General features: G+C 67.1%; 29 protein-coding genes and 1 pseudogene. 20 read left to right on the top strand and 10 right to left on the bottom strand.

What is annotated here, in order from left to right; all coding sequences use genetic code 11:
- Nucleotides 1-5: 5 nt before the first annotated feature.
- The gene (locus tag ACFQDH_RS22410; RefSeq protein ID WP_382404572.1) at nucleotides 6-1,334 is read right to left on the bottom strand and encodes an LCP family protein; all 1,329 of its coding nucleotides are present in this window, start codon (nucleotides 1,332-1,334) and stop codon (nucleotides 6-8) included.
- Nucleotides 1,335-1,383: 49 nt separating this feature from the next.
- Here ACFQDH_RS22410 and ACFQDH_RS22405 point away from each other — a divergent pair, with 49 nt between their 5' ends.
- Complete coding sequence (locus ACFQDH_RS22405) at nucleotides 1,384-2,370, top strand: glycosyltransferase family 2 protein (RefSeq protein ID WP_382404571.1); 987 nt, start codon at nucleotides 1,384-1,386, stop codon at nucleotides 2,368-2,370.
- A 3-nt stretch (nucleotides 2,371-2,373) separates the two neighbouring features.
- Here the strand turns inward: ACFQDH_RS22405 and ACFQDH_RS22400 are convergent, their stop codons facing one another.
- Genes ACFQDH_RS22400 through ACFQDH_RS22390 form a run of 3 tightly spaced genes read right to left on the bottom strand, consistent with a single transcriptional unit; the run spans nucleotide 2,374 to nucleotide 4,374 of the window.
- Nucleotides 2,374-3,000, bottom strand: a complete 627-nt coding sequence (locus ACFQDH_RS22400) for a CoA transferase subunit B (RefSeq protein ID WP_382404570.1) — start codon at nucleotides 2,998-3,000, stop codon at nucleotides 2,374-2,376.
- Nucleotides 3,000-3,773, bottom strand: coding sequence for a CoA transferase subunit A (locus tag ACFQDH_RS22395; RefSeq protein ID WP_382404569.1), 774 nt, complete (start codon nucleotides 3,771-3,773; stop codon nucleotides 3,000-3,002). The genes ACFQDH_RS22400 and ACFQDH_RS22395 overlap by 1 nt, the downstream gene beginning before the upstream one ends.
- 10 nt (nucleotides 3,774-3,783) lie before the next feature.
- Nucleotides 3,784-4,374, bottom strand: coding sequence for a TIGR03089 family protein (locus ACFQDH_RS22390; protein ID WP_382404568.1), 591 nt, complete (start codon nucleotides 4,372-4,374; stop codon nucleotides 3,784-3,786).
- Nucleotides 4,375-4,419: 45 nt separating this feature from the next.
- Between ACFQDH_RS22390 and ACFQDH_RS22385 the strand changes: the two genes are divergently transcribed.
- Together ACFQDH_RS22385 and ACFQDH_RS22380 are read left to right on the top strand one after the other, a co-directional pair.
- Nucleotides 4,420-5,445 carry a cytidylyltransferase domain-containing protein gene (locus ACFQDH_RS22385; protein WP_382404567.1) on the top strand — a complete coding sequence of 342 codons (1,026 nt, stop codon included), beginning with the start codon at nucleotides 4,420-4,422 and terminating at the stop codon, nucleotides 5,443-5,445.
- Between the two features lie 11 nt (nucleotides 5,446-5,456).
- Nucleotides 5,457-5,699 carry a hypothetical protein gene (locus ACFQDH_RS22380; protein WP_382404566.1) on the top strand — a complete coding sequence of 81 codons (243 nt, stop codon included), beginning with the start codon at nucleotides 5,457-5,459 and terminating at the stop codon, nucleotides 5,697-5,699.
- Here ACFQDH_RS22380 and ACFQDH_RS22375 read toward each other — a convergent pair.
- Nucleotides 5,665-6,396 carry a hypothetical protein gene (locus ACFQDH_RS22375; protein WP_382404565.1) on the bottom strand — a complete coding sequence of 244 codons (732 nt, stop codon included), beginning with the start codon at nucleotides 6,394-6,396 and terminating at the stop codon, nucleotides 5,665-5,667. The genes ACFQDH_RS22380 and ACFQDH_RS22375 overlap by 35 nt on opposite strands.
- Nucleotides 6,374-6,721, bottom strand: coding sequence for a hypothetical protein (locus ACFQDH_RS22370; protein ID WP_382404564.1), 348 nt, complete (start codon nucleotides 6,719-6,721; stop codon nucleotides 6,374-6,376). The genes ACFQDH_RS22375 and ACFQDH_RS22370 overlap by 23 nt, the downstream gene beginning before the upstream one ends.
- A gap of 83 nt (nucleotides 6,722-6,804) precedes the next feature.
- Between ACFQDH_RS22370 and pseB the strand changes: the two genes are divergently transcribed.
- The 12 genes and pseudogenes from pseB (at nucleotide 6,805) to ACFQDH_RS22310 (ending at nucleotide 16,164) form a co-directional block, all read left to right on the top strand.
- A complete protein-coding gene (gene pseB, locus ACFQDH_RS22365) occupies nucleotides 6,805-7,818 on the top strand; it encodes a UDP-N-acetylglucosamine 4,6-dehydratase (inverting) (RefSeq protein WP_382404563.1) in 1,014 nt (337 codons plus the stop codon).
- 10 nt (nucleotides 7,819-7,828) lie between these two features.
- Nucleotides 7,829-8,959 carry a DegT/DnrJ/EryC1/StrS family aminotransferase gene (locus ACFQDH_RS22360; protein ID WP_382404562.1) on the top strand — a complete coding sequence of 377 codons (1,131 nt, stop codon included), beginning with the start codon at nucleotides 7,829-7,831 and terminating at the stop codon, nucleotides 8,957-8,959.
- Between the two features lie 5 nt (nucleotides 8,960-8,964).
- Nucleotides 8,965-9,894 (top strand): hypothetical protein, encoded by a 930-nt coding sequence (locus ACFQDH_RS22355; protein ID WP_382404561.1) that lies wholly within the window; start codon nucleotides 8,965-8,967, stop codon nucleotides 9,892-9,894.
- Nucleotides 9,842-10,627: a hypothetical protein gene (locus ACFQDH_RS22350; RefSeq protein ID WP_382404560.1), complete on the top strand. Its 786-nt coding sequence runs from the start codon at nucleotides 9,842-9,844 to the stop codon at nucleotides 10,625-10,627. The genes ACFQDH_RS22355 and ACFQDH_RS22350 overlap by 53 nt, the downstream gene beginning before the upstream one ends.
- 71 nt (nucleotides 10,628-10,698) lie before the next feature.
- A complete protein-coding gene (locus tag ACFQDH_RS22345) occupies nucleotides 10,699-11,583 on the top strand; it encodes a hypothetical protein (protein ID WP_382404559.1) in 885 nt (294 codons plus the stop codon).
- Nucleotides 11,580-12,656, top strand: a complete 1,077-nt coding sequence (locus ACFQDH_RS22340; RefSeq protein ID WP_382404558.1) for a hypothetical protein — start codon at nucleotides 11,580-11,582, stop codon at nucleotides 12,654-12,656. Before ACFQDH_RS22345 ends, ACFQDH_RS22340 begins: the two co-directional genes overlap by 4 nt.
- A gap of 97 nt (nucleotides 12,657-12,753) precedes the next feature.
- The gene (locus ACFQDH_RS22335) at nucleotides 12,754-13,149 is read left to right on the top strand and encodes a hypothetical protein (RefSeq protein ID WP_382404557.1); all 396 of its coding nucleotides are present in this window, start codon (nucleotides 12,754-12,756) and stop codon (nucleotides 13,147-13,149) included.
- Nucleotides 13,109-13,999, top strand: a complete 891-nt coding sequence (locus ACFQDH_RS22330; protein WP_382404933.1) for an HNH endonuclease signature motif containing protein — start codon at nucleotides 13,109-13,111, stop codon at nucleotides 13,997-13,999. The genes ACFQDH_RS22335 and ACFQDH_RS22330 overlap by 41 nt, the downstream gene beginning before the upstream one ends.
- An 813-nt stretch (nucleotides 14,000-14,812) precedes the next feature.
- Nucleotides 14,813-15,022: pseudogene (locus ACFQDH_RS22325) on the top strand (FitA-like ribbon-helix-helix domain-containing protein); the annotation flags it as partial.
- A complete protein-coding gene (locus ACFQDH_RS22320) occupies nucleotides 15,023-15,166 on the top strand; it encodes a hypothetical protein (RefSeq protein WP_382404950.1) in 144 nt (47 codons plus the stop codon). It abuts the pseudogene before it with no gap.
- The gene (locus tag ACFQDH_RS22315) at nucleotides 15,163-15,564 is read left to right on the top strand and encodes a type II toxin-antitoxin system VapC family toxin (protein WP_382404556.1); all 402 of its coding nucleotides are present in this window, start codon (nucleotides 15,163-15,165) and stop codon (nucleotides 15,562-15,564) included. The genes ACFQDH_RS22320 and ACFQDH_RS22315 overlap by 4 nt, the downstream gene beginning before the upstream one ends.
- A gap of 117 nt (nucleotides 15,565-15,681) precedes the next feature.
- Nucleotides 15,682-16,164 (top strand): P-loop nucleotide/nucleoside kinase family protein, encoded by a 483-nt coding sequence (locus ACFQDH_RS22310; protein WP_382404555.1) that lies wholly within the window; start codon nucleotides 15,682-15,684, stop codon nucleotides 16,162-16,164.
- A 47-nt stretch (nucleotides 16,165-16,211) separates the two neighbouring features.
- On the opposite strand, the gene ACFQDH_RS22305 is transcribed toward ACFQDH_RS22310, so the two are convergent.
- Nucleotides 16,212-16,475 carry a hypothetical protein gene (locus tag ACFQDH_RS22305; protein ID WP_382404554.1) on the bottom strand — a complete coding sequence of 88 codons (264 nt, stop codon included), beginning with the start codon at nucleotides 16,473-16,475 and terminating at the stop codon, nucleotides 16,212-16,214.
- Between the two features lie 143 nt (nucleotides 16,476-16,618).
- Between ACFQDH_RS22305 and ACFQDH_RS22300 the strand changes: the two genes are divergently transcribed.
- Together ACFQDH_RS22300 and ACFQDH_RS22295 are read left to right on the top strand one after the other, a co-directional pair.
- Nucleotides 16,619-16,849, top strand: coding sequence for a ribbon-helix-helix domain-containing protein (locus tag ACFQDH_RS22300; protein WP_382404553.1), 231 nt, complete (start codon nucleotides 16,619-16,621; stop codon nucleotides 16,847-16,849).
- A complete protein-coding gene (locus ACFQDH_RS22295; RefSeq protein WP_382404552.1) occupies nucleotides 16,797-17,183 on the top strand; it encodes a type II toxin-antitoxin system PemK/MazF family toxin in 387 nt (128 codons plus the stop codon). The genes ACFQDH_RS22300 and ACFQDH_RS22295 overlap by 53 nt, the downstream gene beginning before the upstream one ends.
- A gap of 370 nt (nucleotides 17,184-17,553) precedes the next feature.
- Here the strand turns inward: ACFQDH_RS22295 and ACFQDH_RS22290 are convergent, their stop codons facing one another.
- Genes ACFQDH_RS22290 through pseH form a run of 3 tightly spaced genes read right to left on the bottom strand, consistent with a single transcriptional unit; the run spans nucleotide 17,554 to nucleotide 20,988 of the window.
- Complete coding sequence (locus ACFQDH_RS22290) at nucleotides 17,554-19,434, bottom strand: hypothetical protein (RefSeq protein ID WP_382404551.1); 1,881 nt, start codon at nucleotides 19,432-19,434, stop codon at nucleotides 17,554-17,556.
- A gap of 2 nt (nucleotides 19,435-19,436) precedes the next feature.
- A complete protein-coding gene (pseI, locus tag ACFQDH_RS22285; RefSeq protein WP_382404550.1) occupies nucleotides 19,437-20,495 on the bottom strand; it encodes a pseudaminic acid synthase in 1,059 nt (352 codons plus the stop codon).
- Entirely contained in the window at nucleotides 20,488-20,988 is a 501-nt protein-coding gene (gene pseH / locus ACFQDH_RS22280) for a UDP-4-amino-4,6-dideoxy-N-acetyl-beta-L-altrosamine N-acetyltransferase (RefSeq protein WP_382404549.1), read from the bottom strand. The genes pseI and pseH overlap by 8 nt, the downstream gene beginning before the upstream one ends.
- 105 nt (nucleotides 20,989-21,093) lie before the next feature.
- Here pseH and ACFQDH_RS22275 point away from each other — a divergent pair, with 105 nt between their 5' ends.
- The 3 genes from ACFQDH_RS22275 to ACFQDH_RS22265 are packed head-to-tail and all read left to right on the top strand — an operon-like array spanning nucleotide 21,094 to nucleotide 23,366.
- The gene (locus tag ACFQDH_RS22275) at nucleotides 21,094-21,345 is read left to right on the top strand and encodes a phosphopantetheine-binding protein (RefSeq protein WP_382404547.1); all 252 of its coding nucleotides are present in this window, start codon (nucleotides 21,094-21,096) and stop codon (nucleotides 21,343-21,345) included.
- A 58-nt stretch (nucleotides 21,346-21,403) separates the two neighbouring features.
- Nucleotides 21,404-22,621 (top strand): AMP-binding protein, encoded by a 1,218-nt coding sequence (locus ACFQDH_RS22270; RefSeq protein ID WP_382404546.1) that lies wholly within the window; start codon nucleotides 21,404-21,406, stop codon nucleotides 22,619-22,621.
- The gene (locus tag ACFQDH_RS22265) at nucleotides 22,614-23,366 is read left to right on the top strand and encodes an SDR family NAD(P)-dependent oxidoreductase (protein WP_382404545.1); all 753 of its coding nucleotides are present in this window, start codon (nucleotides 22,614-22,616) and stop codon (nucleotides 23,364-23,366) included. The genes ACFQDH_RS22270 and ACFQDH_RS22265 overlap by 8 nt, the downstream gene beginning before the upstream one ends.
- Nucleotides 23,367-23,371: the final 5 nt, after the last annotated feature.

Genomic DNA, 23,371 nt, shown 5'->3' with positions numbered 1-23,371 from the left:
CGAGGTCAGGACCCGGTCGCGGGCGCGGTGACCGCCCGGTCGTTGTTGAGATCGTTGAAGAGCTTGATCGCCCGCGCCTTGTCCCACAGCACCGTCGACTGCCCGGCAACGAAGTAGTTGGGGTTGGCGACCGGGACCTGGACAGAGATACCGCCGTTGCTGACGCCCTTGAGCGTCCACATGATCTTCAGCGCCTGGATCGGCGACATGCCCTTGTTGACGGCGACGCCCTTGGCGCCGGCCGAACCGACGCTCTTGAGCTTCCACGGCAACAGCAGGTTGGTGGGGCTGGCGATCTTCTTCATCAGCGCGGCAAGGAACTCGCGTTGGTGCTCCGCTCGCGCCAGGTCACCGGTGGCGAAAGCGTGCCGGGATCGTACATAGCCCAGGGCGTTCTTGCCGTTGAGCGTCTGGCAGCCCTTCTTGAGGTTGATGTGAGCATCCTTGTCATCGACGTTCTGCTTGAGGCACATCCGGACGCCGCCGACCGAGTCGACGACACCGGCGAATCCGCCGAAGCCGATCTCCATGTACCTGTCGATGCGCAGACCGGATGCCTGCTCGATCGTCTGGATCATCAGCTTCGGTCCGCCGATGGTGAACGCCGAGTTGATCTTTCCCTGCCCGTGCCCGGGGATGCTCACCCACGAGTCGCGCTGGAAGCTGACCAAGGTCGGCTTCCCGCTGTCGGGCATGTGCAACACCATGATCGAGTCGGTGCGCGCGGTGCCACCGCCGACGCTGCTGCCTCCCGTGCCGAGCGCGCGCCCTTGCGCGCTCGTCAGGCCGGCGCGAGAGTCGGACCCGACCAGCAGAACGTTGGTGCCCTTGCCGCCCGCCGGGCGGTTGCCGCTGGGGAACGCGTCGACCTTGGTGACCTTGCCCCACGCCGACAGGCCGGCCCACACGAGCAGCCCGACCCAGAGGGCGAAGATCACCACGACGACAAGCAGCACGCGCGGCCACTTGCGCTTACGGCGCTGCGGCGCCGCAGCGGGGTATGCCGGGCGCGGCCCTCCCGGTCGTCGGGGGCCACCGGGGCCACCGGGACCGGACTGTCGCGGACCACTCGGATCTTGCGGTGCGCCGCCGTGGTCCTGGGGATGGTTGCGCGGCCCGGCCGGCATCATCCGAGTCGAGTCGCCGCCGGATGGTGCGGAAGCCGGAGCACTGCGAGGCGCGGTGCTGCGGCCGCCGGGCTGCTGCGCGGGGCGCCCACGGTCCGGGCGGACCGGGATCTCCTGGGGCTCCTGCGCGGGTCGGCGACCCGAGCCACGAGGAGCACCGGCGCCCTTGCGGGTGTCGATGGTGATCGGATCTTCGTCGTCTGGCACCGCACGAGGGTAACGCGATGACATGGGTGTGCCGTGTAATCTGCGACGCGTGCCAACACCCGAATCGCAAGTGACCGACGGCGTTTCGGTGATCATGCCGATCCTCAACGAGGAGCGGCACCTGGCCGAGTCCGTGACCGCCATACTGCGGCAGGAGCTGGCTGCACCGGTCGAGGTGATCCTCGCGCTCGGCCCCTCCACGGACGGCACGGACGCGGTTGCGAGCGGTCTGCACGCCACTGACGATCGTGTGAAACTTGTCACGAATCCCACCGGCCGCACGCCAGATGCGCTGAATGCCGCCATCGCTGTGGCGTCATACGATGTCATCGCGCGGGTGGACGGCCACGGAATCTTGTCCGACGGCTACCTCGCCACCGCGGTGCGTGTGCTGGAGGAGACCGGCGCGGCCAACGTCGGCGGGATCATGGACGCCGAGGGCACCACGGAATTCGAGCGAGCCGTCGCGGTGGCGATGAAGTCGAAACTCGGCGTCGGCGGGGTGAAGTTCAAGCTCGGTGGTAAGCCCGGCCCGGCCGCGACCGTCTATCTCGGCGTCTTCCGGCGCTCCTGGTTGCAGCGCATTGGCGGGTATGACGCACGGTTCACCCGCGCCCAGGACTGGGAGATGAATTTCCGGCTGCGCGCTGCCGGCGGCATCGTGTGGTTCACCCCGGAGCTGAAGGTGACCTACCGGCCGCGTGGGTCGTTCCGCGCCCTGGCGCGGCAGTACAAGCAGTACGGCCAGTGGCGCCGCGTCGTCGCCAAGCAACACAAGGGCTCGATCAACGCCCGCTACCTCGCGCCGCCCGCAGCACTCGCAGCGATCGCGGTCGGAGCCGTCGGTGGTTTCTGCTGGCGTCCGCTCTGGCTGATCCCCGCAGGGTATGTCGGGGCGGTGACCGTTGGCGGCGTTGCGATCTCGGCCGGCTCTCCGCAGGCGGTCCGGCGGCTGGTGCCGCCGGTGCTCGCCACGATGCACCTGGCGTGGGGCTACGGCTTCCTGACCAGCCGCATCCGGCTCTCCGACGACTGAGCCTCAGGCCAGTGGCGCACCCGTCGCCTCACGCACTTCGTCCTCGGTGACGCCCGGCGCTGTCTCGACGAGCTTGAGCCCGTCCGGCGTGATGTCGATGACGGCGAGGTCGGTGATGATGCGCTGGACGACCTTTTGGCCGGTCAGCGGCAGGGTGCACTCCGGCACGATCTTCGGTGAGCCGTCCTTCGCGACGTGCTCCATCAGCACGATGACCTTGCGGGCGCCGTGGACCAGGTCCATCGCGCCACCCATGCCCTTGATCATCTTGCCCGGGATCGTCCAGTTCGCGATGTCGCCGGCGACCGACACCTGCATGGCACCGAGGATGGCGGCGTCGATCTTGCCGCCGCGGATCATCCCGAAGCTGGTGGCCGAGTCGAAGATGGAGGCACCCCTGCGCAGGGTGACGGTCTCCTTGCCGGCGTTGATCAGGTCGGCGTCGACCTTGTCCGCGTCGGGGTAGGCGCCGACGCCGAGCAGGCCGTTCTCGGACTGCAGCACCAGCTCGACGTCGTCGGGCACGTAGTTGGGCACCAGGGTGGGCAGGCCGATGCCGAGGTTGACGTAGTCGCCGTCGGACAACTCCTGGGCCGCACGGGCCGCCATGTCATTGCGGGACAGCGCCATCAGTTGCCGCCTTTCGTGGTGGTCTTCTCGATGCGCTTGTCGGTCGCCTGCTCCGGGGTCAGTTGCACGACGCGGTGCACATAGATGCCGGGCAGGTGAACGTCGTCGGGGTTGATCTCGCCGGGATCGACCAGCTCCTCCACCTCGGCGATGGTGACCTTGGCGGACATCGCACACAGCGGGTTGAAGTTGCGGGCGCTCTGGTTGAAGACGAGGTTGCCGTGCCGGTCGCCCTTTGCCGCACGCACCAGGCCGTAATCGGCGACGATTGCTTCCTCCAGCACGTAGGGCTTGGTCGTGCCACCGAAGTCGAAGTCGCGGGTCTCCTTGGTGGGGGAGGCCAGCGCCACCGAGCCGTCCTCGGCATACCGCCACGGCATACCGCCCTCGGCGATCTGGGTGCCTACTCCGGTCGCGGTGTAGAACGCCGCGATCCCGGCGCCGCCGGCGCGCAGTTTCTCCGCCAGCGTGCCCTGTGGGGTGAGTTCGACCTCGAGTTCGCCCTCGAGGTACTGCCGCGCGAACTCCTTGTTCTCGCCGACGTATGACGCGATGATCCGCCGGATCCGCTTGTCACGCAGCAGGATTCCGAGCCCCCAGTCGTCGACGCCACAGTTGTTGGAGATGACCTCCAAGTTCGTCGCAGACGTCTGATGGAGCGCTTGGATCAGCACGCTGGGAATGCCACACAGGCCGAAACCGCCCACGGCAAGAGATGCCCCGGATGGTATGTCGGCCACGGCCGTTGCCGCCGAAGAGACCACTTTGTCCATGTGACGGACATTACAAGACGACGTCGACACGCTCCGACGCGCTCCGTGCGGAGCGGGCATGCTCGTCCCCGCCTCGCACGACCAGCACTGAACAACCGCGGCCGATCAGTGCGGCTGCCAATGCCGGCACTGCGTCCATGTCGGTGTTGCTCACGAACACTCGGCTGCCGGCCGCGACGTCGTCGAGGGTCGGTCCGTCGCATGGCACGGAACCCACCGGCGCCGGCATCGTGTCCGCCATGGCCTGCAGCGGGCTGGCTGCCAGGGCGGCCGCGGATTCGAGCAGGTCGGCGGCGGTGTCGGGCGTCATACTCACGCACGCGTCCGCGTCGGTGTCCGCGGTGACGGTCAGCCCGCGGGTCCAGGCTGCGAGCGACCAGTAGATCGTGCGCCAGTGATCGGCCGGCATGTCCAGCCGCACCGTCTCGCCCGGCGCGAGCCCCATCTCGGATTCGAGCCAATTCGCTGCCTTGGCAACCCAATTCGCGAGCGTTTTGCCCGACAGATCGATGCGTTCGCCACGGCTGTCGTCATACCAGGTCAGCCGCGGGCGGGAGAGGTCGCCGGCGAGGAGCGCGGCGCGCAGATCATCAGAATTCACCTGATGGAGCCTAGACGCGTCATGTCCGGGCCTTACCCTCCGCGTATGAGAGTCCGTGTTGTGCTCCAGTCGCGCCTGTCGTCGTCCCGGTTGCCGGGCAAGGCGCTGCTTACCCTCGCCGGCCGGCCGCTGGTCGTGCTGGCTGCACAACGGGCGGCGAACACCGGTCTGGACGTGGTCGTCGCGACCAGCGTCGAACCGGAGGACGACGCGCTCGCCGGCGCCCTCGAGGCGGCCGGCATTGCGGTCTTTCGCGGCGATCTGCACAACACCTTGGACCGATTCGTCGGTGCCACAGCGGACCTTGCCGACGACGACCTGGTGGTCCGGCTGACCGGCGACAACGTCGGGCCGGACGGCACATACGTCGAGGAGCTCATCCGCCGCATGCGTGACGCCGGCCAGGACTACGTCCGGGTGACGACCGAGACGATCTACGGCATGGGCGCCGAGGTGTTCACCGCGCGACTGCTGCGGGAGGCGAACAGGTCGGCACAAACGGCATACGACAGGGAGCACGTGACGCCGTGGATCAGGCGGCATACCGACGACTTCACGTGGGTGCCACCGGCTGAGGGCGCTGCGGGCCGCGTGCGGTGCACCGTCGACACCTTGCTGGATTTCTCCATCGCGGTTCGCGCGATGGACGCCGTGCCGGACCTGCTGAGTGCGACGTGGCGTGAACTGCTGGACGCCTGGGTCGTCGCCGGCGGGGCGGTGGCCGAGCCGCTGCCGTGGATCAGCTCCGGCCGCTTCGGCGTCATGGACCCGGCAACCGCTTCGCAGGTCCTGGAGCAGGCTGCCTTGGCCGGGGCCACCCACGTCCGGGTGACCGATCCGGAGAGCGCGACCCGCCTCGGCCGGGCGCTCCGGCACGGCTTGAGCGAGCGTGTGGGCGTCATCGCGGAGCTGACCCCGGGCTGCCGGACGGTGCGGATGCGACCGTCTGGGAAACCGTTGCCAGACTGGGCAGTTCAGCGGTCGAGGTCATCGTCGCCCACTCGCCCGTGGACCTCGCCGAGTCGCGCGAGTCGCTCCTGCGGCATCAGAAGGAGGGTCGCGTCCGATTGATCGGTTGCGGCGTGTTGGACGAGTCTGAACTTGCCGAGGCGCTGAGTGATCCGAGCGTCGGATACCTGGAGTTGCCCTGGGAACTGCGCGACTCGTCCCTGTCCGCCGTCAGCGACAGGCTGGTCGCCATACGGTGTCCGGACGAGTCCGCGGCACTGGACGTGCTGCGCCGACCCGGCGTGACGCATGTGGTTCTCGGCGCGGAGTCCGCGAACCAGGTCAGCGCACAGGCCGCTGCGCTGCGAGCCGGCTGACGAATGCGTCGGCGACGCGGCCGCGGCCCTCGCCGTCGATGAGCCGCTGCCCGCGAGCCGCCAGTTCCGTTGCCCGGTGGGGGTTTTCGATCAGGTCTCGGAGCGTCGCCGTTGTGTGGGAGGTGTCCAGATTCGGTAATTCCCCGAGCCCGGTGGCGACGTCAGTCGCCAGCAGCGCGCGGTAGCCGAGTCGTTGGTTGTCGACCGCGCAGACGACCGCGGTCGGCACCCCGACCGCGAGGAGTTCCCACACGGTGGTGCCGGACGCACTGATCGTCAGATCGTTGGCCGCGGCCAGCGCAGTCAACTCCCGCTGCGGGGGTATGACGCGCAGCCGCTGTCGCGACGACAACGTCAGCGCGGCGAGCCGATCCGTCATGCGGGGGTCCGACGCCACCACCGAGACGTCGAGCTCGGCGCCGGTGGCGAGCAACGCCGGGATCACCAGCGGCGCAACCCCGGCCGGGTCGGTCCCGCCGAATACCGCTAGCACTGAACGGATTTCACCGGAGGAGCTGATCGGCCCGGGCGCGCGACGATGGAGGCGGACGGAATCGCGCAGCAGGGTGTAGTCGGCTCCGGTGAGGCACTCCGAACCGGTCGGGCCGCCCTGGTGCGGCTGCGCTCCGAGGTTCTGGTCGACATACAGGTCGGCGACCTGGCCGGCGCCGAAATCACCATCGACCAGGGCGAGCACGACGTGCCCGGCAGCACGTAGCGCAACGCCGAGCGAGGAGGAGGTGGTAACCGTCGAGGACTATCCCGCCGAAACCTGCTTCCGCGGCAGTACGTACCTGTTCGGTCACGCCCTCGGCAGCCGGCAGCGTGCTGAACCCGACGCTGTCGACCAGCTCGGAGAGCCACCCGATGCCCTCGACGCTGCCCCAGAGGACCACCTCGAAACCGCGGGCACGTAGCTCCTCGCCGAGGGCAACACACCGCACGACGTGGCCGACGCCGATCGACGGGCTGGCATCACACCTGAAAGCAATACGTTGGGGAAAGGTTTCCGTAAATGTCATCGGGATGATGGTAGCCACGTCCGTTTCGATGGGTATCGTCCCCGCTGCACGAGTCGGAAATTTCGCTGATTGGGAGTTAGTACGTGACGGATTTGCAGGGTTCTTCGGTCCTGGTAACCGGTGGCACAGGCTCTTTCGGAAAGGCATTCATCACCCGCCTCCTGGAGGACCAGAACCCCCATCGTGTCATCGTCTACTCGCGCGACGAACTGAAGCAGTGGGAAGTTCGCCAGATGTTCAACGACGACCCGCGGCTGCGCTGGTTCATCGGCGATGTGCGCGACCTGCCGCGGTTGCGGCGGGCGATGCACGGTGTCGACTACGTGGTCCACGCGGCCGCACTGAAGCAGGTCGACACAGGTGAATACAACCCGTTCGAGTTCGTGAAGACAAATGTTCTGGGTTCGCAGAATGTGGTGGAGGCGGCCATCGATGCGGGCGTGAAGAAAGTCGTCGCGCTGTCAACGGACAAAGCTTCAAGTCCGATCAATCTTTATGGGTCCACCAAGTTAACGGCGGACAAACTTTTCATCCTCGGCAACCACTACGCGGCGGCATACCCGACCCGATTCTCCGTCGTCCGGTACGGCAATGTCACTGGCTCGCGCGGGTCTATCGTGCCGAAGTTCCGGGCGCTGCACGAGGCCGGCGAGTCGCTGCCCATCACGGACATGCGCTGCACCCGGTTCCTGATCACGCTTCCGGACGCCGTTCAGATGGTCCTGGACACCTTCGCGATGATGCAGGGCGGTGAGCTCGTCGTGCCTCACATCGCCTCGCACAAAGTGACTGACCTGGCCCAGGCGATCGCTCCCGGTGCGCGGATGCACGACATCGGGCTGCGCCCCGGCGAGAAGCTGCACGAGGAGATGATCAGTCCCGAGGAGGGCCGCCGTGCGGTCATCGTGCAGGACGGCAAGTACTTCGTGCTCGAGCCCGAGTTGGCCAGCTGGGGCTACCAGAAGATCGAGGGCGCTCAGCCGGTGCCCGCGGGGTTCCACTGCTCGTCGGACAAGAACGACCTCTGGTATGACGCCGCGGACATTGCCCGGGTGCTCGAGCTCGGTCACCTCGGCTTGACCCCTGTCGCGCGCTAGGCGTCGGCCGATGCTTCCGTACGGCCGACAGTCGATCGACGAGTCCGACATCGAGGCCGTCGCCGCCGTCCTGCGCGGCGACTGGCTGACGACCGGCCCCGCGGTGGACGCGTTCGAGAAGGACATCGCGGCGATCGCCGGTCTCGAGACCCCGGCCGTCAGCGTCACGTCGGGCACCGCTGCGCTGCACACGGCGTATGCCGGGCTCGGTGTCGGCACCGGTGACGAGGTGATCACCACCCCGTTGACCTTCTTCGCGACCGCGACGACCGCGATCTGGCAAGGGGCTCGGATCGTCTTCGCGGACGTGTGCGAGGACACCGGCAACCTCGACCCGGTCGCGGTGAAGGACGCCATGACGCCACAGACAGCGGTGGTGGCAGGGGTGGACTTCGCCGGACACCCGATCGACGCGACGGGTCTGGCCGAGGTTGCTCACTCCGGCGGCGCCCTGCTGCTGGAGGACGCGGCACATTCGATCGCCGGCTCACTCGACGGCAAACCGGTCGGGTCGCTGGCCGACGTCACGACCTTCAGCTTCTTCCCGACCAAGAACCTCACGACCGCCGAAGGCGGGGCACTCGTCTCGTCATACGACGAAATCCTCAGCAGGGCAAGGGATTTCAAGGGAATCGGTTACGCCCGGGATCCCGCGAAGCTGCGCTCCGAGCCCGACGGTCCGTGGTATTACGAGGTGCAGTCGCTCGGCCTGAACTACCGGCTACCGGACGTGCTTGCGGCGCTCGGCTCAAACCAGCTGCGCCGGCTGGCACTCTTCAAGGCACGGCGCCGGGCGATCCATCACCGGTACAACCTGGGCCTGCGCGGAATCGACTCGTTGCGCCTGCCCGCCACCCGCGACGGCGCGGACCCGATGTGGCACCTCTACCCGTTGCGGATCGTCGACGGCCGGCGGCGCGAGCTGTTCGAGCACCTCCGCTCGAACGGCATCGGGGTGCAGGTCAACTACCTCCCGGTGCACCGCCAGCCGCTCTTCGCCGAACTCGGTTGGAAACAGGGGCAGTTCCCCGTAGCGGAGACCTACTCGGCACAAGAGATAAGCCTGCCGATGTTTCCGACCCTGACCGATGCCGACGTCGACCGCGTGATCGAGCTCGTCCGCGACTTCGTCGGGGCCTGAGCCGGATGCATCACGCCAATCATTTCTACGGGCATGCCCACGTGCTTGCCCGGTATGCCGGGCTGGCCGAGGTGCCCCGGATCTGGGGCTACCTGCAGCACGGCTGGAACAGCCACGACGGGTTCGCCGTCGGCACCCAGTTCGCACCCGGTTTCCCTCGATTCGTCTGGTCGCACGACGTGGCGCGCCGTGGGTGGTCGATCGGCCTGCGCCGGTATGTCGTGGTCGGGTCCCCGTGGGCCTATTTGCTGCGGCTGCAACCCGATTCGGTCCCGGCCGAGCGGACCGGCACCATCGTCTACCCGTTCCACGGGTGGGAGCAGCAGCTGATCGTCGGCAGCCATGACCGTTACGTGCACGAGCTGCGTGAGGTCGAGGGCGACGTGCCGATCACGGTCTGTCTCTACTGGAATGAGTTCCAGGACAAGGCAGTTCGCCGCATCTACGAACGCGCGGGCTTCCGCGTCATCTCGCACGGCTACCGGGGGCACATGTGGCGCGGCACCGACGTGGATTTCCTCGACAAGCAGCTGGCCGAGCTGCGCCGGCATCGCCGGGTCGTGAGCAACCGGCTGGGCAGCGCACTCCTGTATGGCGCGAGCGTCGGCGCACAGATCGGCATTTACGGCGACCCGATGATCCTGGAGAACGAACGCGCAGTGCTCGGCGGGCGGGCGAAGCAGTTACGCCTCTATCCGGAGCTGCACCAGCCGTTCGTGCCGGACGACTACGCCCGGCAGTTGGCCGACGAACAACTCGGCCAGCACGAACTGCTCAGCCAGTACGAACTTCGTGAGGCGCTGGGTTGGCGAAACGCCGACCTCGCGACCCGCGCGGCAGCGCCCGTCACCGACGCGGCGTCGATGAGTGAAAGTGGTGAGGATGACAGTGAGCAACTCGATCGGATTCCGACCGACGACGGACACCCGCTTTGACAAGCGGCGGCAGGCGCCCAACCCACAGCAGCTCGGAGCGTCGTTCGACCGCTTCTGCGAAGTGGCGCAGCAGTTCTGGCTGACCAACACGCTGCCTTCCGGGGACGGGACGATTCTGGTCGAGTTGATGACCGAGGACATCCGCGTCGGCATCCGAAGCCTGACCATTGCCAACGCTATTCGCCGGGTCACCCCCGCGCGGGTGGTCATCGTGCTGGGCGCCGACTCGGACTGGCTGAGCTTCCAGTGGACCTACTACGACAAGGAACTGCTGACCAAGCTCGCTCATGCGTATGGCGCCGACGACGTCATCGACATACATGAGATCGTCGACGAACGGGTCCGGGGCGTGCGTCGCGACTTCGAAGTCGCCGGCACCGTCATACCTGGCGACGTGCGGTCCGGCATCGACCCTGAGACGCTGGAGTCGGTCGTCGAGGCCACGACCGCGCGGGTGGCGCGGGTGCCTCGGCTGACGGATGCAGAGGCCGAAAAGGCCGCCGAGGTGCGCCGCCGGAGTGTCGAGTTCTCCGACGTCTACGACGGGCTGCTGCAGCACCTGAACCCGGTGGCCGTGGTCACCAGCCACGTCGACTACAACCACTGGGGTCTCGCCGTGGAGTCGGCGATGCGCATGGAGGTGCCGGTCATCCACGTGCAGACCACCGGCGGGCTGAAGGCCTACATGCTCGGCCCCGAGCGCCGGAGCGAGGAACCTTCCGGGAGCACCTGACCCGCGAGATCGGGCAGTTCTTCGAGGACAACCTGTGGTCAAACCGCGAATTGCTCCGGCGCAGTGCGGAATTGACGGCTTGGCGGGCCAAGAGCAACCTGGGTCGGCCGTCCTGGTGGCGCGGCGGTGGCGTGGTCAGCTCGCTCGAACTCACCAACCCGGTCGAGCGCCAGGACCTGCGCAAGCATGCGATGCAACGGCTGGGCTTCGACGAGAGCAAGCCGGTCGTGGTGGTCTTCAACCATGCGGTCTCCGACGCGCTCGGCACCAACCGGGAGATCTTCGACGACCTGGCCGACTGGTTCGAGAAGACGGCAGAGCGAGCAGCACAGGACACCCGGGTCAACTGGCTCTTCCAGGACCACCCGGCGCAGTTCCTGTATGACGTGACGGGCTTCTTCGACACTGTTAAGGCGCGTTGGGCCGACTATCCGCACCTGCAGTTCCGGCGCAGCTTCGACCTCAGCAAGAACATCATCTGGAGCCTGGTCGACCTCGGGCTGACAGTGCGCGGCAGCGTGAGTGCCGAGCTGCCCGTGTATGGCGTGCCGGCGCTCCAGGCGGGCTGGTCCGAGTGGAGCCAGTGCGGTTTCAGCATGGTGGCGCAGGACCGCGAGGACTACTGGCGGTTGCTGGACGACTCCATCGAGAAGTTGCTTGCCGGCTCTTCGCCGATCACCCAGGAGCAGGTCGAGCGGGCCCGACTGTGGCAATGGTTCTATCGCGGCGGCGGTGACGTCGCCTCGATGCTCGTGCAGCACTGGGACATGGGCCAGAACGACAGCTTGATCCGCGCGCTGACCGTCGCGATGCGGCATGTGGAGAGCGACGGCGAGGCGGCGCTGCAGGCGACACAACGGATGTGGACACGGAAGGAGCCGATCTTGACCAGGTTCGATTTCACCGACGGTGCCGAGCGGTTGGCGATGCAGCTCGGGGCGGTGACGGTCAAGTGACCCAAGAGGTGCATCGCGCGCACGCGGAGTCGCCGTTGTCGTTCGTCACGATCTTCGATCAGCCGGTCCCGCTGTTGCCGGTGCCCACCGTGCTGACCGCCGGGCAGCGGCCCGAGTTGCAGGTCGTCGACCGGTTCACGAGGGGCGTGGCGATCGTGGGACGTTTCGCGTTGTCGCCGTCCCTCATCGGGGCGAAGGTCGATGTCGACCCGACCCGGCCGCTCCGGGTCCGGGTGCGGTTGTCGATCGACAAGATGTCCGAGGAATGGTGGCACAAGCGTCCACCGGAGCACGTGACCCGCGAGGACACCGCGACCGGACGGCTGCTGGTGTTGCGCAGTCAGGGTGAGACCCGGGCCGTCTGCTATCTGGCACCCGCGAATGACACCCACGGCGCTCCGGCGACCGGCACGGTCGAGTTCGACCTGCCGGCCGGCTCGGTCACCAAGGAGGGGTTGCTGATCCTGGAGGCGGTGGACGCGCCGACGCTGCCCGACTGGGCGGAGTCGCGGATCATGTCCTACGGCCAGGTAGGCGTCCGCATCGACCAGCTCGACTTGCTCGTTTCGGGTGGCGGCGCTGCGCCGGTGACGCCGTTCGTCGGTCGGCAGCGCGACGGCTTCGCCGCACAATTGGTCACCACCTGGCCGCAGCCGGACGGATCGATCGCCCCCGTGCACGTGCGGGTACGGCGGCAGCACTACCGAGCGGCCGGACTCGCCCGACGCGCGGTCAACAAGGCGATCCGGGAATCGCGCCGGCGGCTGCACTCGAACGAGCCGACCGTCGAAATGCACGACGTGCTGCGGCGCTGGCTGGACGCCGGACTGGTCAACGTCGAGGGTGCGGGTCTGGAGACCGGCTCGCCGGTGCCGGGTCGTCTGGTGGCCCGGTCCGGGTCGAACGACGCGGCGCACGCGCACGCCGACCTGCACATCGAGCAGGACGCGGTGCGTGAGCCAGTGCTCCTTCGGATCGTCACCGACGCAACCGGGGTGAACGTCCCGGCCGAGCTCGGAACGATGCAGCTGATCTGGGACACCCCTGTCGGCCGACCGTCCTGCCCGGGGTAGGCCGGGATTGATGGCCCTTCCATATACGGTTAACCGAAATATGTTCGATGAAATGCTAGCCATTGACATCGGTTCCGGGTAGGGTCGGTCGTCGCAAGTGGGCACGATCGTGGCCGCGGACGCGGTGGACCGGGGCGCGGTCACGAGGTCGGATGCGGCCACCACCGGGCAGTGGATCACCGGTCGGCTGAGTGGCGGGACTCGGCTGGAACCCAAGACGATCCAGGCGATGGCGTCAGTGGCCGACGCGTGCCAGCACCGGAAGAACACGGTCATCACGCAGGCACTCATCAAGGGGTCGTGCTCGGTGGAGTCGGCACGGACCGCGTTGACCCAGGCGGACAAGGTCGGACCGGTCATCCCGACCGCCGAACGCGGCGACGTGTTGGGTTGGTTCCTGCAGATCGACCCCGCGCTCGGGTGCGACGGGTTGACGATGCTGACCCCGGCGGATCATCGCAAAGTTCGCCCCCGACGAACTGTCCAAGGATGACGAGAAACTCGAAGGCACCGAATCGTTGTCCTGGTCGACCACTGCCACGGGGATGACCCGACTGGTCGCGGAGTTATCGCCGGCGAACGCGGCGATCCTCAAAGAAGCGATCAACGCCAAATCCGCACCACGACCCGCGAAACCCACTGACCCGACGGGCAATACGGACGCACCTGACGAAAGTGCCGCCGCAAAAGGTGGCCGAGGAGCGAGCGGTGCCCGGGCAGCCGCCGGTGACGGCGTGCAAGCCGGCGCGGCGACGGTGTTGTTGACCATGGGGTTGCAAGAGCTACTCAAGGGCCACGGTGCGACCACGAGCACCGGTGACGTGCTCGATGCGGGTGCTGCCCGCCGGTTCGCGTGCACCGCAGACCTCATCCCCGTCGTGCTCGGCGGACCCAGTCAACCCTTGGACGTCGGCCGGCGAGAACGCCTGGCAACCAAGGCAATCCGGGTCGCAGTCATCCTGCGGGATGGCGGATGTTCGTTCCCCGGCTGTGACCGGCCGCCGGGCTTCTGCGAAATCCACCACGTCACACCGTGGTGGACCGGCGGCGAAACCTCCCTGTCCAACTCGACCCTGTTGTGCGGCCGACATCATCAGGGCGTGCACCGCCAGGGCTACACCGCCGACATACAACCCGACCGCGTGATCTGGGACCTGACACCCGGCCGGATGCCCGGCCACCAACCACAGCAGCCTGAGCTTCATAAAGAGAACGATTCCGATGTGGACGAATCCGTCCGCTTCATCGATCTCCCTGCCTCGCTGCACGATCGGTCTGCGGGCGTCTGCGGCACGTCCAACGGGCGCAATCCGACTCAGCGCGCAGAAAATGGAATTGGGTGAATCTCGTTGTGCAAGTGACGAATTCATCGATTCAGTGGGGCGTTGCCAACGAATGACGGAAAGTCGCAGTCGGAAATCGTCGAGACTCGTGAGACCCGCCCGTGAGGGCCGGTGGGTTGGTGTTAGCAGCCGGCGGCCCGGGAGGCGACGTATCCTTCCGAGCCGGTTTTGTACAGCCTGTGATTGCATGGGATGGCGCCCTTGGCTACCACGCCAAAGCTCTTGACGGCTCCTCGGTATTCGGTTCCGTGTCCGGGGGCGCGGGAGCAGGTCAGTTGGTACCAATTGCCACGCACGTCGCGGTGACCCTGGTAGATGACCCACTTGGTGGTCTTACTACGTGTGGGCAACGTGACCGACTCAGTGACGCTGCCGGTGGTGGTATGCGACACGCTCGCGGTGATGCTGCCGCTGACTTTGGCGCCCAGATCGATGAACTTCCAGTGGATGCCGCCGCTGGCTTCGACGGCGCCGGTCGCTGAGGCTGGTCCTGTTTCTCGACCTCAACGGCGTCGCGTGGAGCCCCGATCCACCAGACGTAGACGATGCCGAGCAAGCCGTGCTCGCGATCGCTGCGCACGAGGTTGATGAGGCATGGGCCGCGGACTGGCTGAGCATGCACGCAAACTTCCCCGAACACCCGACATCCCAAAATCATTGACGATCGGCGACTCCCCGCTGTCCGGTCACCGATCGTCTTGCGGACACCGGTCCCATCGTGGGCGTGCCGTATAGGACACCCCTGCGGGACGTCGACCGCTACGCCCACGGCCGGGCGAAGACCGTCGCTTCCGTCACCGATGATCGTTCCGTATGCGGAACGTCTATTGGGCCGCGAGGTATGGCACGGGACGGGACTTGACCGAGCGCGCCCACTCGCAGAGCGATCCATGCATGGAAGGAGTTGCGCTTAAGCGCTACTATAGCGCTATGGCCACTATTCAAGTACGCGAGATCCCCGAGAGCGCCTATGAGGTCATTCGAAAGCGGGCTCGGGCCTCAGGCCGTTCGATCCAGTCGTACATGCGCGACGTGGTCGTGGACCTGGCCAGCCGTCCCACGACCGAGGAGACCCTGGCCGCGATGGAGTCCGTGCGAGCGGACAGTGATACCCCCGGCGCCACCCACGAGTCCATCCTGGCCGACTTGGCCGCGGACCGACGGTGAGTGATGACTATGTGCTCGACGCCTCGGCATTGGCGTTGGCGTTGATCGGCAAGAGCGAAGCCGCAGACACCCTCCGGCAGCGGCTGCCACAGATGCGCCGGCACGCCCCCCACCTCATCGATGCCGAGGTGGGCAACGTGCTTCGACGACATGAACGCAGCGGTCATATCAGCGGCGCCGAGGCGCAATCCGCACTGCGTGCTGGTTCGGTGCTCATCGAGCATCGCTATCCGCACGCAGGGCCACTGGCGGAGTTGGCGTGGAACTGGCGAGCAAACATCGGTTTCTACGATGCGCTCTATATGGCCCTTGCCGTGCGGCTTGGCGTTCCTCTGCTCACTGCGGACGCCAGGCTCAGCAGAGCGCCCACTCTTCGCTGCCGGATCGAGGTCGTCTAAGAGAACGCGCCGTTGCGGATCGGCTATCGAGATGGCCGGACCTGGGTGAGCCGGTCGGGAGAGTTGGGCGTGCTGTCCCGCACGATGCCAGGGTGTGGCTTCTTCTAGCCTGGGCCCATGCCAATCGGTCGCATCCATCTGCTGTACGGGCTCGCCGGGTCAGGCAAGACGACCGTTGCCCGCTCGTTGAGTGCGGGCGGTCAAGGCGTGCGGTTCACGCTCGACGGGTGGATGCTTCGCCTCTACCCCGATCTGGACTTCGAATCTCGTGCATACGGTGTCAGGGCCGACGAGGTACGCGATCTGATTTGGTCCGTCGCCGAGCAAGTCGTGCTGACCGGTTCCGACGTCGTGCTCGATTGGAACAGTTGGTCCGCCGGGCGGCGTCGCTGGGCCGTGAATCACGCGGCCGCATTGGGTGCCCCTGTCATCCTGCACAAGCTGAGCGCAAACGTCGACACCGCGTCCCAGCAGGCGCGAGAACGCACTGGGCGCGGGGACCGGTACGCGCATCCCGTGACTCGCGCCGGCAATCACCACCTCGCCGCACTCATGGAAGAACCCATAAGCGACGAAGGAATCGAGATCCGCGAACACTGAGCCTCAAGTTCACCAAGGTGCCAATCGAACATCGGCACATTCGGAACCTAAGACTCGGGTGGGTGCTCGCGTCGGGCTCGGCTGGCACCGATTGCGATGTTGTTGGCTGCCTCACCACTGATAGCGCCGACGTCACCGAAGTAGTGCGCGAACACGTCGTGCACGCGTCGCGCGTCTACTGGAAATCGTTGCTCGACGAGGACTGTCACCTCGGGGTCGTACTCATCGACTGGAGCGCCGGCACCGAGCAAACCAACGGGATCTTCGCCATTCACGACAGCGCGGACGGCCAAGAAGTACGCAGACGGCATCGACGCAGGATCGCTCATATGGACCGGTTCTGCCAACAACGTCAGATTGCTCGGCTCCGTTTCGATCAACGATCGGTATATGGGGCTTGCGCACTGGCCAGTCTGACTGTCCATTGGCGGTGCTACTCAGGTAGCATCAGAGTATGAAACTCAGTGTGAGCCTGCCGGAAGAGGACGTGGCCGTCCTCGACGAGTTCGCGCGTGCGGCGGGACTTAGGTCCAGGTCAGCCGCCCTGCACCGTGCGGTCACCATGTTGCGCCTGCCCCAGCTAGAGCAGGACTACCAGGCCGCGTGGGACGAGTGGGCCGCCTCGGGCGAGCATGAGGCGTGGGATACGACCTCGGCCGACGGGCTCGCCGATGCTGCGCGGTGAAATCCGCTTGGTCGACCTCGACCCTGCCCGAGGCAGCGAAGCCAACAAGCGAAGACCGGCAGTGATCGTGAGCAATGATCGCGCCAACCTGGTAGTGGCGCGCCTCGGCCGGGGTGTGGTCACGGTCGTACCCGTGACCAGCAACACCGACAGGGTCTACCCATTCCAGACTCTGCTGCCCGCGACCGCCACTGGCTTGCGGCAGGATGCCAAAGCCCAGGCCGAGCAGGTCCGCTCGATCGCCGCCGAGCGATTGGGCCCCGTTCTGGGGCGGGTGCCGGCAGAGGTGATGGCGGCACTTGACGACGCACTGCGAATTCACCTGCAGCTGTAGGAAGACGTTCGCCGCAGAGCGATCGCTCTGCGGTCAGCCGACGTGCTGTGCGAGTCGGCGCGCTCGGTCAAGTCTCGTCCCGTGCCCTACGTCGCGGCCCAATAGACGTTCCACAAACGGTGACGACCCACGTCGGGACATGATCCCGCGGCGGCATGGCGATGCCCGCCCCGTGGACCCCGTCCCGTGGGCATCCCGGGACGCGGGCCTGATACGGCACGCGAGGACGGCACCTCGGGCACTCCCCGCCGGCTACTTTGCCGCTTGAGCATCCGGGACGCAGCGCGAGAGACGCTTACTGAAATCCGAGCGGCGGCATGTCATCCGTACCTGCTCCATGCCGTACCTGCTCCATGCCGGACTGAGTGCGCTAGCGATCCAGCAGCTTGCGCAGCGCCCGCTCGGCACGCGGCGCGAAGTCCGGCGGCAGCATCGACAGGGCACCCTTGCGTCCGGCGCGCACCACGGCCTGGCCGGCACCGCGGCCGGGAGCGGTGACCTTGCGGCCCGCCCGGTAGCTGAGGGACCCGCGCACCGAGGTCAGCTCGCGCTCCAGAGCCGCCACCCGACGGTCCCGATCGCGCAACGACGACTCGAGCCACTCGACCTGCTCGCCGCGCTCGTGCAACTCCTGGGACATCCGGCCGGTGACCGCAAGGCTCTCGCGATATCCGCGAGATGGGCCGGGCGTTGCGGTGAACTGCGAGGCACCAGCAGCCAGATTCGTTGCGTACGAATGACTTTCGTCGCTCGGGCTCAGTCGTTGCAGGACTGCGTTGGTCTCGGCCTCACGCACCGCGATGCCGTCGATGACCCACTGGTCGACGGGCAGGTCCGCCATGGCGGCGAGCGTCCGGGTCAGGTCGTCCGGGCTGATGTCCGGACGCCAGCGGTGCTCGGCGCCGCTGCGCAGTAGGTGGCGCGCGAAGACCCGCAGACCACGGACCACGGCAAGTCGCGGGTCGAGCGACTCCGACCATGACCAGCTCGGGTCGAGCAGTGTCAGCGAACCGTCGGGGCCGACCAGCAGGTTGTCGGGCGTCGCGAAGAACCGCTTGGCCGGGTCGAAGAACCCGGGGTCGAGCAGCCAGTCGGCATACCTGCACACGTTGTCATGCAAGTCGTGCATGTCACCGCGTGCCGCCGCCTGCCGGAGCCTCTCCTGGAGCGAGTCGCCGTCGTCCCCGAAACCGGCGGCACCCAGTTGATCGATGTCGCGACGCAGCCGCCGCTCCGCGAGAGGGTGCTCGCCCTGCGATCCGACCGCGTCCCGCAGCCATCCGTCCCCGGTGCGATCGAGGGTCAGCACGGCCGCCCACTCGGGTGCCGCGACGTCGTCTCCGAGGATGACGTCGGGGAGCTTTCCGTGCTCGGTGTCGTCCTGGTCGGCGTGACCGGTGACGAGCAGCCACGCGGGTGCGACCTGGGGCAGCAGCCCCGCCGCGACAACCTTGCGGGCGACGGCATACGGGTCGGCCAGGGCCGGTGTGCGGCTGTGATGAGTCGCTTCCAGGTGCTGCAGCAGGGCAGTCAATGTCCGGCGCACGGCGGGAGAGTCGACCGAGTCGGCTGCGACGCCGTCCCCGACGAGCAGGACCGGCGCCTGCGAGGTCGTGTATGCCGAGTACGCGCGGCGCACCCGCAGTCTCGCGGCGGTCAACAGCGCCGGGATCTCGTGCCGGTATGGCGAGCGCTGCGCGAAGTCCGGCGCACCCCGGAACCACTGCGCGTCGTCGTCGAACTTCGCGCGCAGCTCCAGGCGGAGCAGCTCGTCGAGTCCCAGCGTGTTGTCGATCGACAGCACGGCAACCCCGTCCGGGGCGAGCACGGTCTCGACCAGTCGCAGCAAGTCGGCATGGGATGCGCTCGGCGAGTCGGGGGTCGCCAGCGTGGTGGGGCCGTCCAGGCAGACGACCACGTCGTAGGTGCGATCGGTCGGGAAGCGGTCGAAACCCCCACAGAACACTCGCAGTTCGTCGCGTTCACGAGCAAGGCTCGACAGTTTCCGGGCGTCGGGCAGTCCGCGGACCAGGACACCGACCTCCGGCGTGGGAATCGCATCGAGCTGCTGGGCGGCCCGTGGCCCGAGCAGCAGCACGGTTCGGGGCCGCCTGCTCGTGATCAGCCTGCTCACCAGGTAGGACGTGGCGCTCGACGGCTCGGTGCGCTCCAGATCCGACCACTGCAACTGATCTCCGCCGAGCAGCAGAGCGCCGGACGGTGGGTCGATCTGCAAACCGGTTTCCAGCATCCTCAGACCAGGTCCCACGTCAGTGCGGTGCCCCGAGCGACGTCGGTTGCGAAGGTGCGTCCCTCGACCACGTCGAAGAGCTCGGGAGCCAAGCCGTGCGCCGGCCGGATGGACCGCACGTTGTCGGCGGTGACAGTGTCTCCGGCGCGCACGTCCTGGACGACATACAACGAGCGGCGGAAGCGCAGACCCTCGCGTTCGCCAGTCGTGGCACCGATTCTCGGCTGGCCGAGACACTGCCAGGCGACCTCGGATTCGCGTGCGAGAGAGGCGAGTTCGGCGGGTTCGAGGGAGAAGGACGAGTCCACGCCGCCACCTTCGCGGGCGAGTGTCACGTGCTTCTCGACGACCACTGCGCCGAGCGCGACAGCCGCCAGCGGGGCGCCGATGCCGGGTGTGTGATCGGACAGCCCGATGTGCGTGCCGAAGGCCTCCCGCAGCACCGGTATGCCGCGCAGGTTGGACTCCTCCGGGTTGGCCGGGTAGTCGGCGGTGCAGGAGAGCACAACGATCTGGTCGTTGCCGGTCTCACGCGCGGCGGCCACCGCTGCGTCGATCTCGCTGATCGACGCCATACCGGTCGAGATGATCATCGGCTTGCCCTTGCTCGCGGCCAGCCGGACCAGCGGCAGGTCGACGATCTCCGAGGAGGCGATCTTGTATGCCGGGGTGTCCAGCGACTCCAGCAGGTCGATGGCCGTCGGGTCGAAGGGCGACGAAAAGCATGCCAGGCCAAGGGAGTTCGCGAGCTCGAAGATCGGTGCGTGCCACTCCCAGGGCGTGTGCGCCTCCTGATAGAGGTCCCACAGGGTGCGGCCGCCCCACAGCTCGTGTCCGTCCGACAGCCGGAAGTCCGGCGCGTCCGAGTCGATGGTGATCGTCTCGGGCTTGTAGGTCTGCAGCTTGACCGCCTGCGCACCCGAATCGGCAACCATCCGAACGATATCCAACGCCTTGTCGAGCGAGCCGTCGTGGTTTCCCGAGACCTCGGCGATGATGAACGGCCGGTGTCCCGGACCGATCGTGTGCTTGCCGATCGTGATGTCGAGCGGATCAGTCATTGGGCTGCCTCCTGCGGCGAATCGTGTGCACCGTGACGGGCTTTCCGTCGACGATGCGCTCCTGGGTGTCGATCTCCTCGAAACCGTTGCGCGTGTTCATCGACCGCACGGCCTCGTTGGCGTCGAGGACCTCGCCATACAGCTCCTGCAGACCCAGCTCGCCGAACGCGAGGCGGACGGCTTCGCGCTGGATCTTGATCCACGCCGGCAGCAGTTGGCCACGGTCCTGCAGACCGTCGTTGTCGAGGTAGTAACCCCACATCGCGGTGTGCTGTTTCTCATCGATGTCGAAGAAGGTCACCACACCTGCGGGAACATCGGCGAACTCGAAGATGAACACTCGGCGAATTGCACTGCCGGCCAACGATTTCCAGTAGTTTGCGTGTTCTTCAGCGGTGATGATGTTCTGTGTCAAGGAGACCGCGCGGACCTGCGGATGGTTCCGCCAGACCCGCACGTTCTCCTTGTCGGCGTCAGTGGCAGGGCGAAGCATCGAGCGTTTCTCTCCATCGTCGTCGGACCGAATGATCGGCTGCCTGGAACGTATGCCGTCCAGGCGACCGCAATGACAACAACTGGTGAACACCGAGGAGGCCCGATGTCCGGTCTGAGCCGAGATCACGTGCGATCGATGATGGGTGAAGTTCTGGCCGCACAAGGCAAGGAGCTGCCGGCCGACGACAGCACCCGGTTGGACGGGATCGGTTTCCGGTCGCTCGACTTCTCCGAGCTCGCGTTGCGCGTCGAGGACGAGCTGGACACGGAGCTGAATTTCGATGCGCCTGAGCTGCGTTCGGTCGAGACCGTCAGCGACGTGCTGGACTTCATCGACCAGCTTCAGGCGGCATGAAGTCACCCCACGAAGTTCTCCCCCGCTTCGCTCCGCCGATACTTCGCGAGGACCCCGAATGAGCGCACTCGCCGGCGCCGGGAACCGGATAGTCACCACCGGGTATGACGGCACCTGGGCCGACCTGCCGGCGTGGCCTGAGCTGCCCCGTGCCTCCGCAGTGCTCGCCGCCGACAACACCGCGGCCGTGCGGGCTGTCTGGCAGCACGCGACCGACGGAGACCGGGAGACCCTGATCACGTCCGAGCGGCGGGTCGACCCGACCCAAGCGGCACAGTTCCGGGCCGGCGGCCTCGCGACCGTGACCGAAGACCGCACGTCCGGTGCCGACCCGGACCATGACGCCGCGGTCGGCCGCTTGTGGCTGTTGACCAGCGGCTCGACCGGTCGGCCGAAACAGGTTGTCCACACACTGGATTCGCTCACGACCGTCGGCGGTGACCAGCCGCGGCGCACCTGGCTGTGCCCCTACGCCACCGGCGCCTACGCGTGGTGGCAGATCGTCTCGCTGTCACTCGCGGTTCCGGGACAGGACGTCGTCTTCGTCGAACCCGACCAGATCGACAGCTGGCCCCAGCTCGCCCTGGAGCACGGCGTGACCGCCGCCTCCGGGACGCCGACCTTCTGGCGGCAGGCGATCTGGCGCTCCGGTGACACCGTTGCCCGATTGCCGTTGGAGCAAGTCACGCTGGGCGGAGAGCCGGTCGACCAAGGCATCCTCGATCGGCTGCGCGAGGTCTTCCCTGACGCACGCATCTCCTGGATCTACGCATCCTCCGAGGCGGGCGCCGCGATCGCGGTCCACGACGGCTTGGCGGGTTTCCCCAGCGCGTGGCTCGATCGGGAGACCTCGGATCGGCCCTGGCTGAGCGTCGAGAACGACGAGCTGGTCATCGCCTCATCACACGCGGCGCGCGGGATGCCTGCCGCCATACACACGGGGGATCGGGTGGAGGTGACCGGCGACCGCGTCGCCATCGTCGGGCGGATCGCGTCCGACGAGATCAACGTCGGCGGTTCGAAGGCGTCCAGTTCGTCGGTCCGTCGCCGGTTGCTCGACCACCCCGAGGTCGTCTGGGCCGCCGTACGAGGTCGCAAGGCGCCCCTCGTCGGGCAGATGGTCGTGGCCGACGTCGTGCTGAGCGATGGGGCGCGTGCATCGACCGGTGACCTGACGGCCTGGTGTGCCCAGCAACTGCCCGACTACTCCGTGCCGCGCCGGCTGCGCGTCCTGCCCGAGATCCCGATCAAGGAGAGCCTGAAGAGCGATGTCTGACCCGACCCAGCAACCGATCCCCGCGGCATCGTGCGTGCTGATCACCGGAGGCACCAAGGGCCTCGGCCTCGAGCTGGTCAAGGACACCCTGGCGCACGGCGCGAAGGTCGCGACGTTCTCCCGGAAGCTGACCCCGGAGATCGAGCAGTTGCAACAGGAGTATGGCGCCAGGCTCTTCGCCGCACCGGTCGACCTCAACGACCAGGAGGGCGTGCAGCAGTTCCTGAAGGACGCAAAGAACGCCGTCGGGCCGATCGACTCTTTGGTGAACAACGCTGCCATGGGCCAGGATTCGATGCATCTGCACACTTCGCCCGAGCGCATCGCGCAGATCGTGCAGACCAACCTGACAGCGCCGCTGGTGCTGACCCGTGCCTTCCTCCGGCATGCGATGGCCACCACCGGTCGGGGTCGCATCGTGATGGTCACCTCGGTCTGCGCCCAGCGCGGCTACTCAGGTCTGGTGACGTATGCCGCGACCAAGGGCGGCCTCGACGCAGCGATGCGAACCCTCGCGCGTGAGATGCACGGCCGCTTCCTGGTCAACTCCGTCGCGCCCGGGTTCTTCGCCTCCGACATGTCGTCGGTGCTCGGCACCGAGCAACTGTCGACCATCGCCCGGCGCACTGCGTCCGGCCGCATGGTCACGCCGGCGAACATCGCGCCCGTCGTGCGGTCGTTGCTCTTCGACGACACCAACCTCAACGGCCAGGTAATCACCATCGACGGCGGCAGCTCGATCTGAGGCAG

Origin of the sequence: Flexivirga alba (assembly GCF_042661025.1) — a bacterium.
Classification (GTDB): domain Bacteria; phylum Actinomycetota; class Actinomycetes; order Actinomycetales; family Dermatophilaceae; genus Flexivirga; species Flexivirga alba.
The sequence above is the reverse complement of the archived record's forward strand: the minus strand, read 5'-3'. Positions and strand labels throughout refer to the sequence as shown.

What these genes read in the sequence shown, in the direction of transcription:
- ACFQDH_RS22310 (WP_382404555.1), top strand. Translation starts at nt 15,682, where the DNA reads ATGCCAATCGGTCGCATCCATCTGCTGTACGGGCTCGCCGGGTCAGGC.
- ACFQDH_RS22295 (WP_382404552.1), top strand. Translation starts at nt 16,797, where the DNA reads ATGAGGCGTGGGATACGACCTCGGCCGACGGGCTCGCCGATGCTGCGC.
- ACFQDH_RS22270 (WP_382404546.1), top strand. Translation starts at nt 21,404, where the DNA reads ATGAGCGCACTCGCCGGCGCCGGGAACCGGATAGTCACCACCGGGTAT.
- ACFQDH_RS22275 (WP_382404547.1), top strand. Translation starts at nt 21,094, where the DNA reads ATGTCCGGTCTGAGCCGAGATCACGTGCGATCGATGATGGGTGAAGTT.
- ACFQDH_RS22290 (WP_382404551.1), bottom strand. Translation starts at nt 19,434, where the DNA reads ATGCTGGAAACCGGTTTGCAGATCGACCCACCGTCCGGCGCTCTGCTG.
- ACFQDH_RS22370 (WP_382404564.1), bottom strand. Translation starts at nt 6,721, where the DNA reads ATGACATTTACGGAAACCTTTCCCCAACGTATTGCTTTCAGGTGTGAT.
- ACFQDH_RS22355 (WP_382404561.1), top strand. Translation starts at nt 8,965, where the DNA reads ATGCATCACGCCAATCATTTCTACGGGCATGCCCACGTGCTTGCCCGG.
- ACFQDH_RS22350 (WP_382404560.1), top strand. Translation starts at nt 9,842, where the DNA reads ATGACAGTGAGCAACTCGATCGGATTCCGACCGACGACGGACACCCGC.
- ACFQDH_RS22320 (WP_382404950.1), top strand. Translation starts at nt 15,023, where the DNA reads ATGCGCGACGTGGTCGTGGACCTGGCCAGCCGTCCCACGACCGAGGAG.
- ACFQDH_RS22395 (WP_382404569.1), bottom strand. Translation starts at nt 3,773, where the DNA reads ATGGACAAAGTGGTCTCTTCGGCGGCAACGGCCGTGGCCGACATACCA.
- pseH (WP_382404549.1), bottom strand. Translation starts at nt 20,988, where the DNA reads ATGCTTCGCCCTGCCACTGACGCCGACAAGGAGAACGTGCGGGTCTGG.
- ACFQDH_RS22400 (WP_382404570.1), bottom strand. Translation starts at nt 3,000, where the DNA reads ATGGCGCTGTCCCGCAATGACATGGCGGCCCGTGCGGCCCAGGAGTTG.
- ACFQDH_RS22360 (WP_382404562.1), top strand. Translation starts at nt 7,829, where the DNA reads ATGCTTCCGTACGGCCGACAGTCGATCGACGAGTCCGACATCGAGGCC.
- pseI (WP_382404550.1), bottom strand. Translation starts at nt 20,495, where the DNA reads ATGACTGATCCGCTCGACATCACGATCGGCAAGCACACGATCGGTCCG.
- ACFQDH_RS22265 (WP_382404545.1), top strand. Translation starts at nt 22,614, where the DNA reads ATGTCTGACCCGACCCAGCAACCGATCCCCGCGGCATCGTGCGTGCTG.
- ACFQDH_RS22385 (WP_382404567.1), top strand. Translation starts at nt 4,420, where the DNA reads ATGAGAGTCCGTGTTGTGCTCCAGTCGCGCCTGTCGTCGTCCCGGTTG.
- ACFQDH_RS22300 (WP_382404553.1), top strand. Translation starts at nt 16,619, where the DNA reads ATGAAACTCAGTGTGAGCCTGCCGGAAGAGGACGTGGCCGTCCTCGAC.
- ACFQDH_RS22305 (WP_382404554.1), bottom strand. Translation starts at nt 16,475, where the DNA reads ATGCCGTCTGCGTACTTCTTGGCCGTCCGCGCTGTCGTGAATGGCGAA.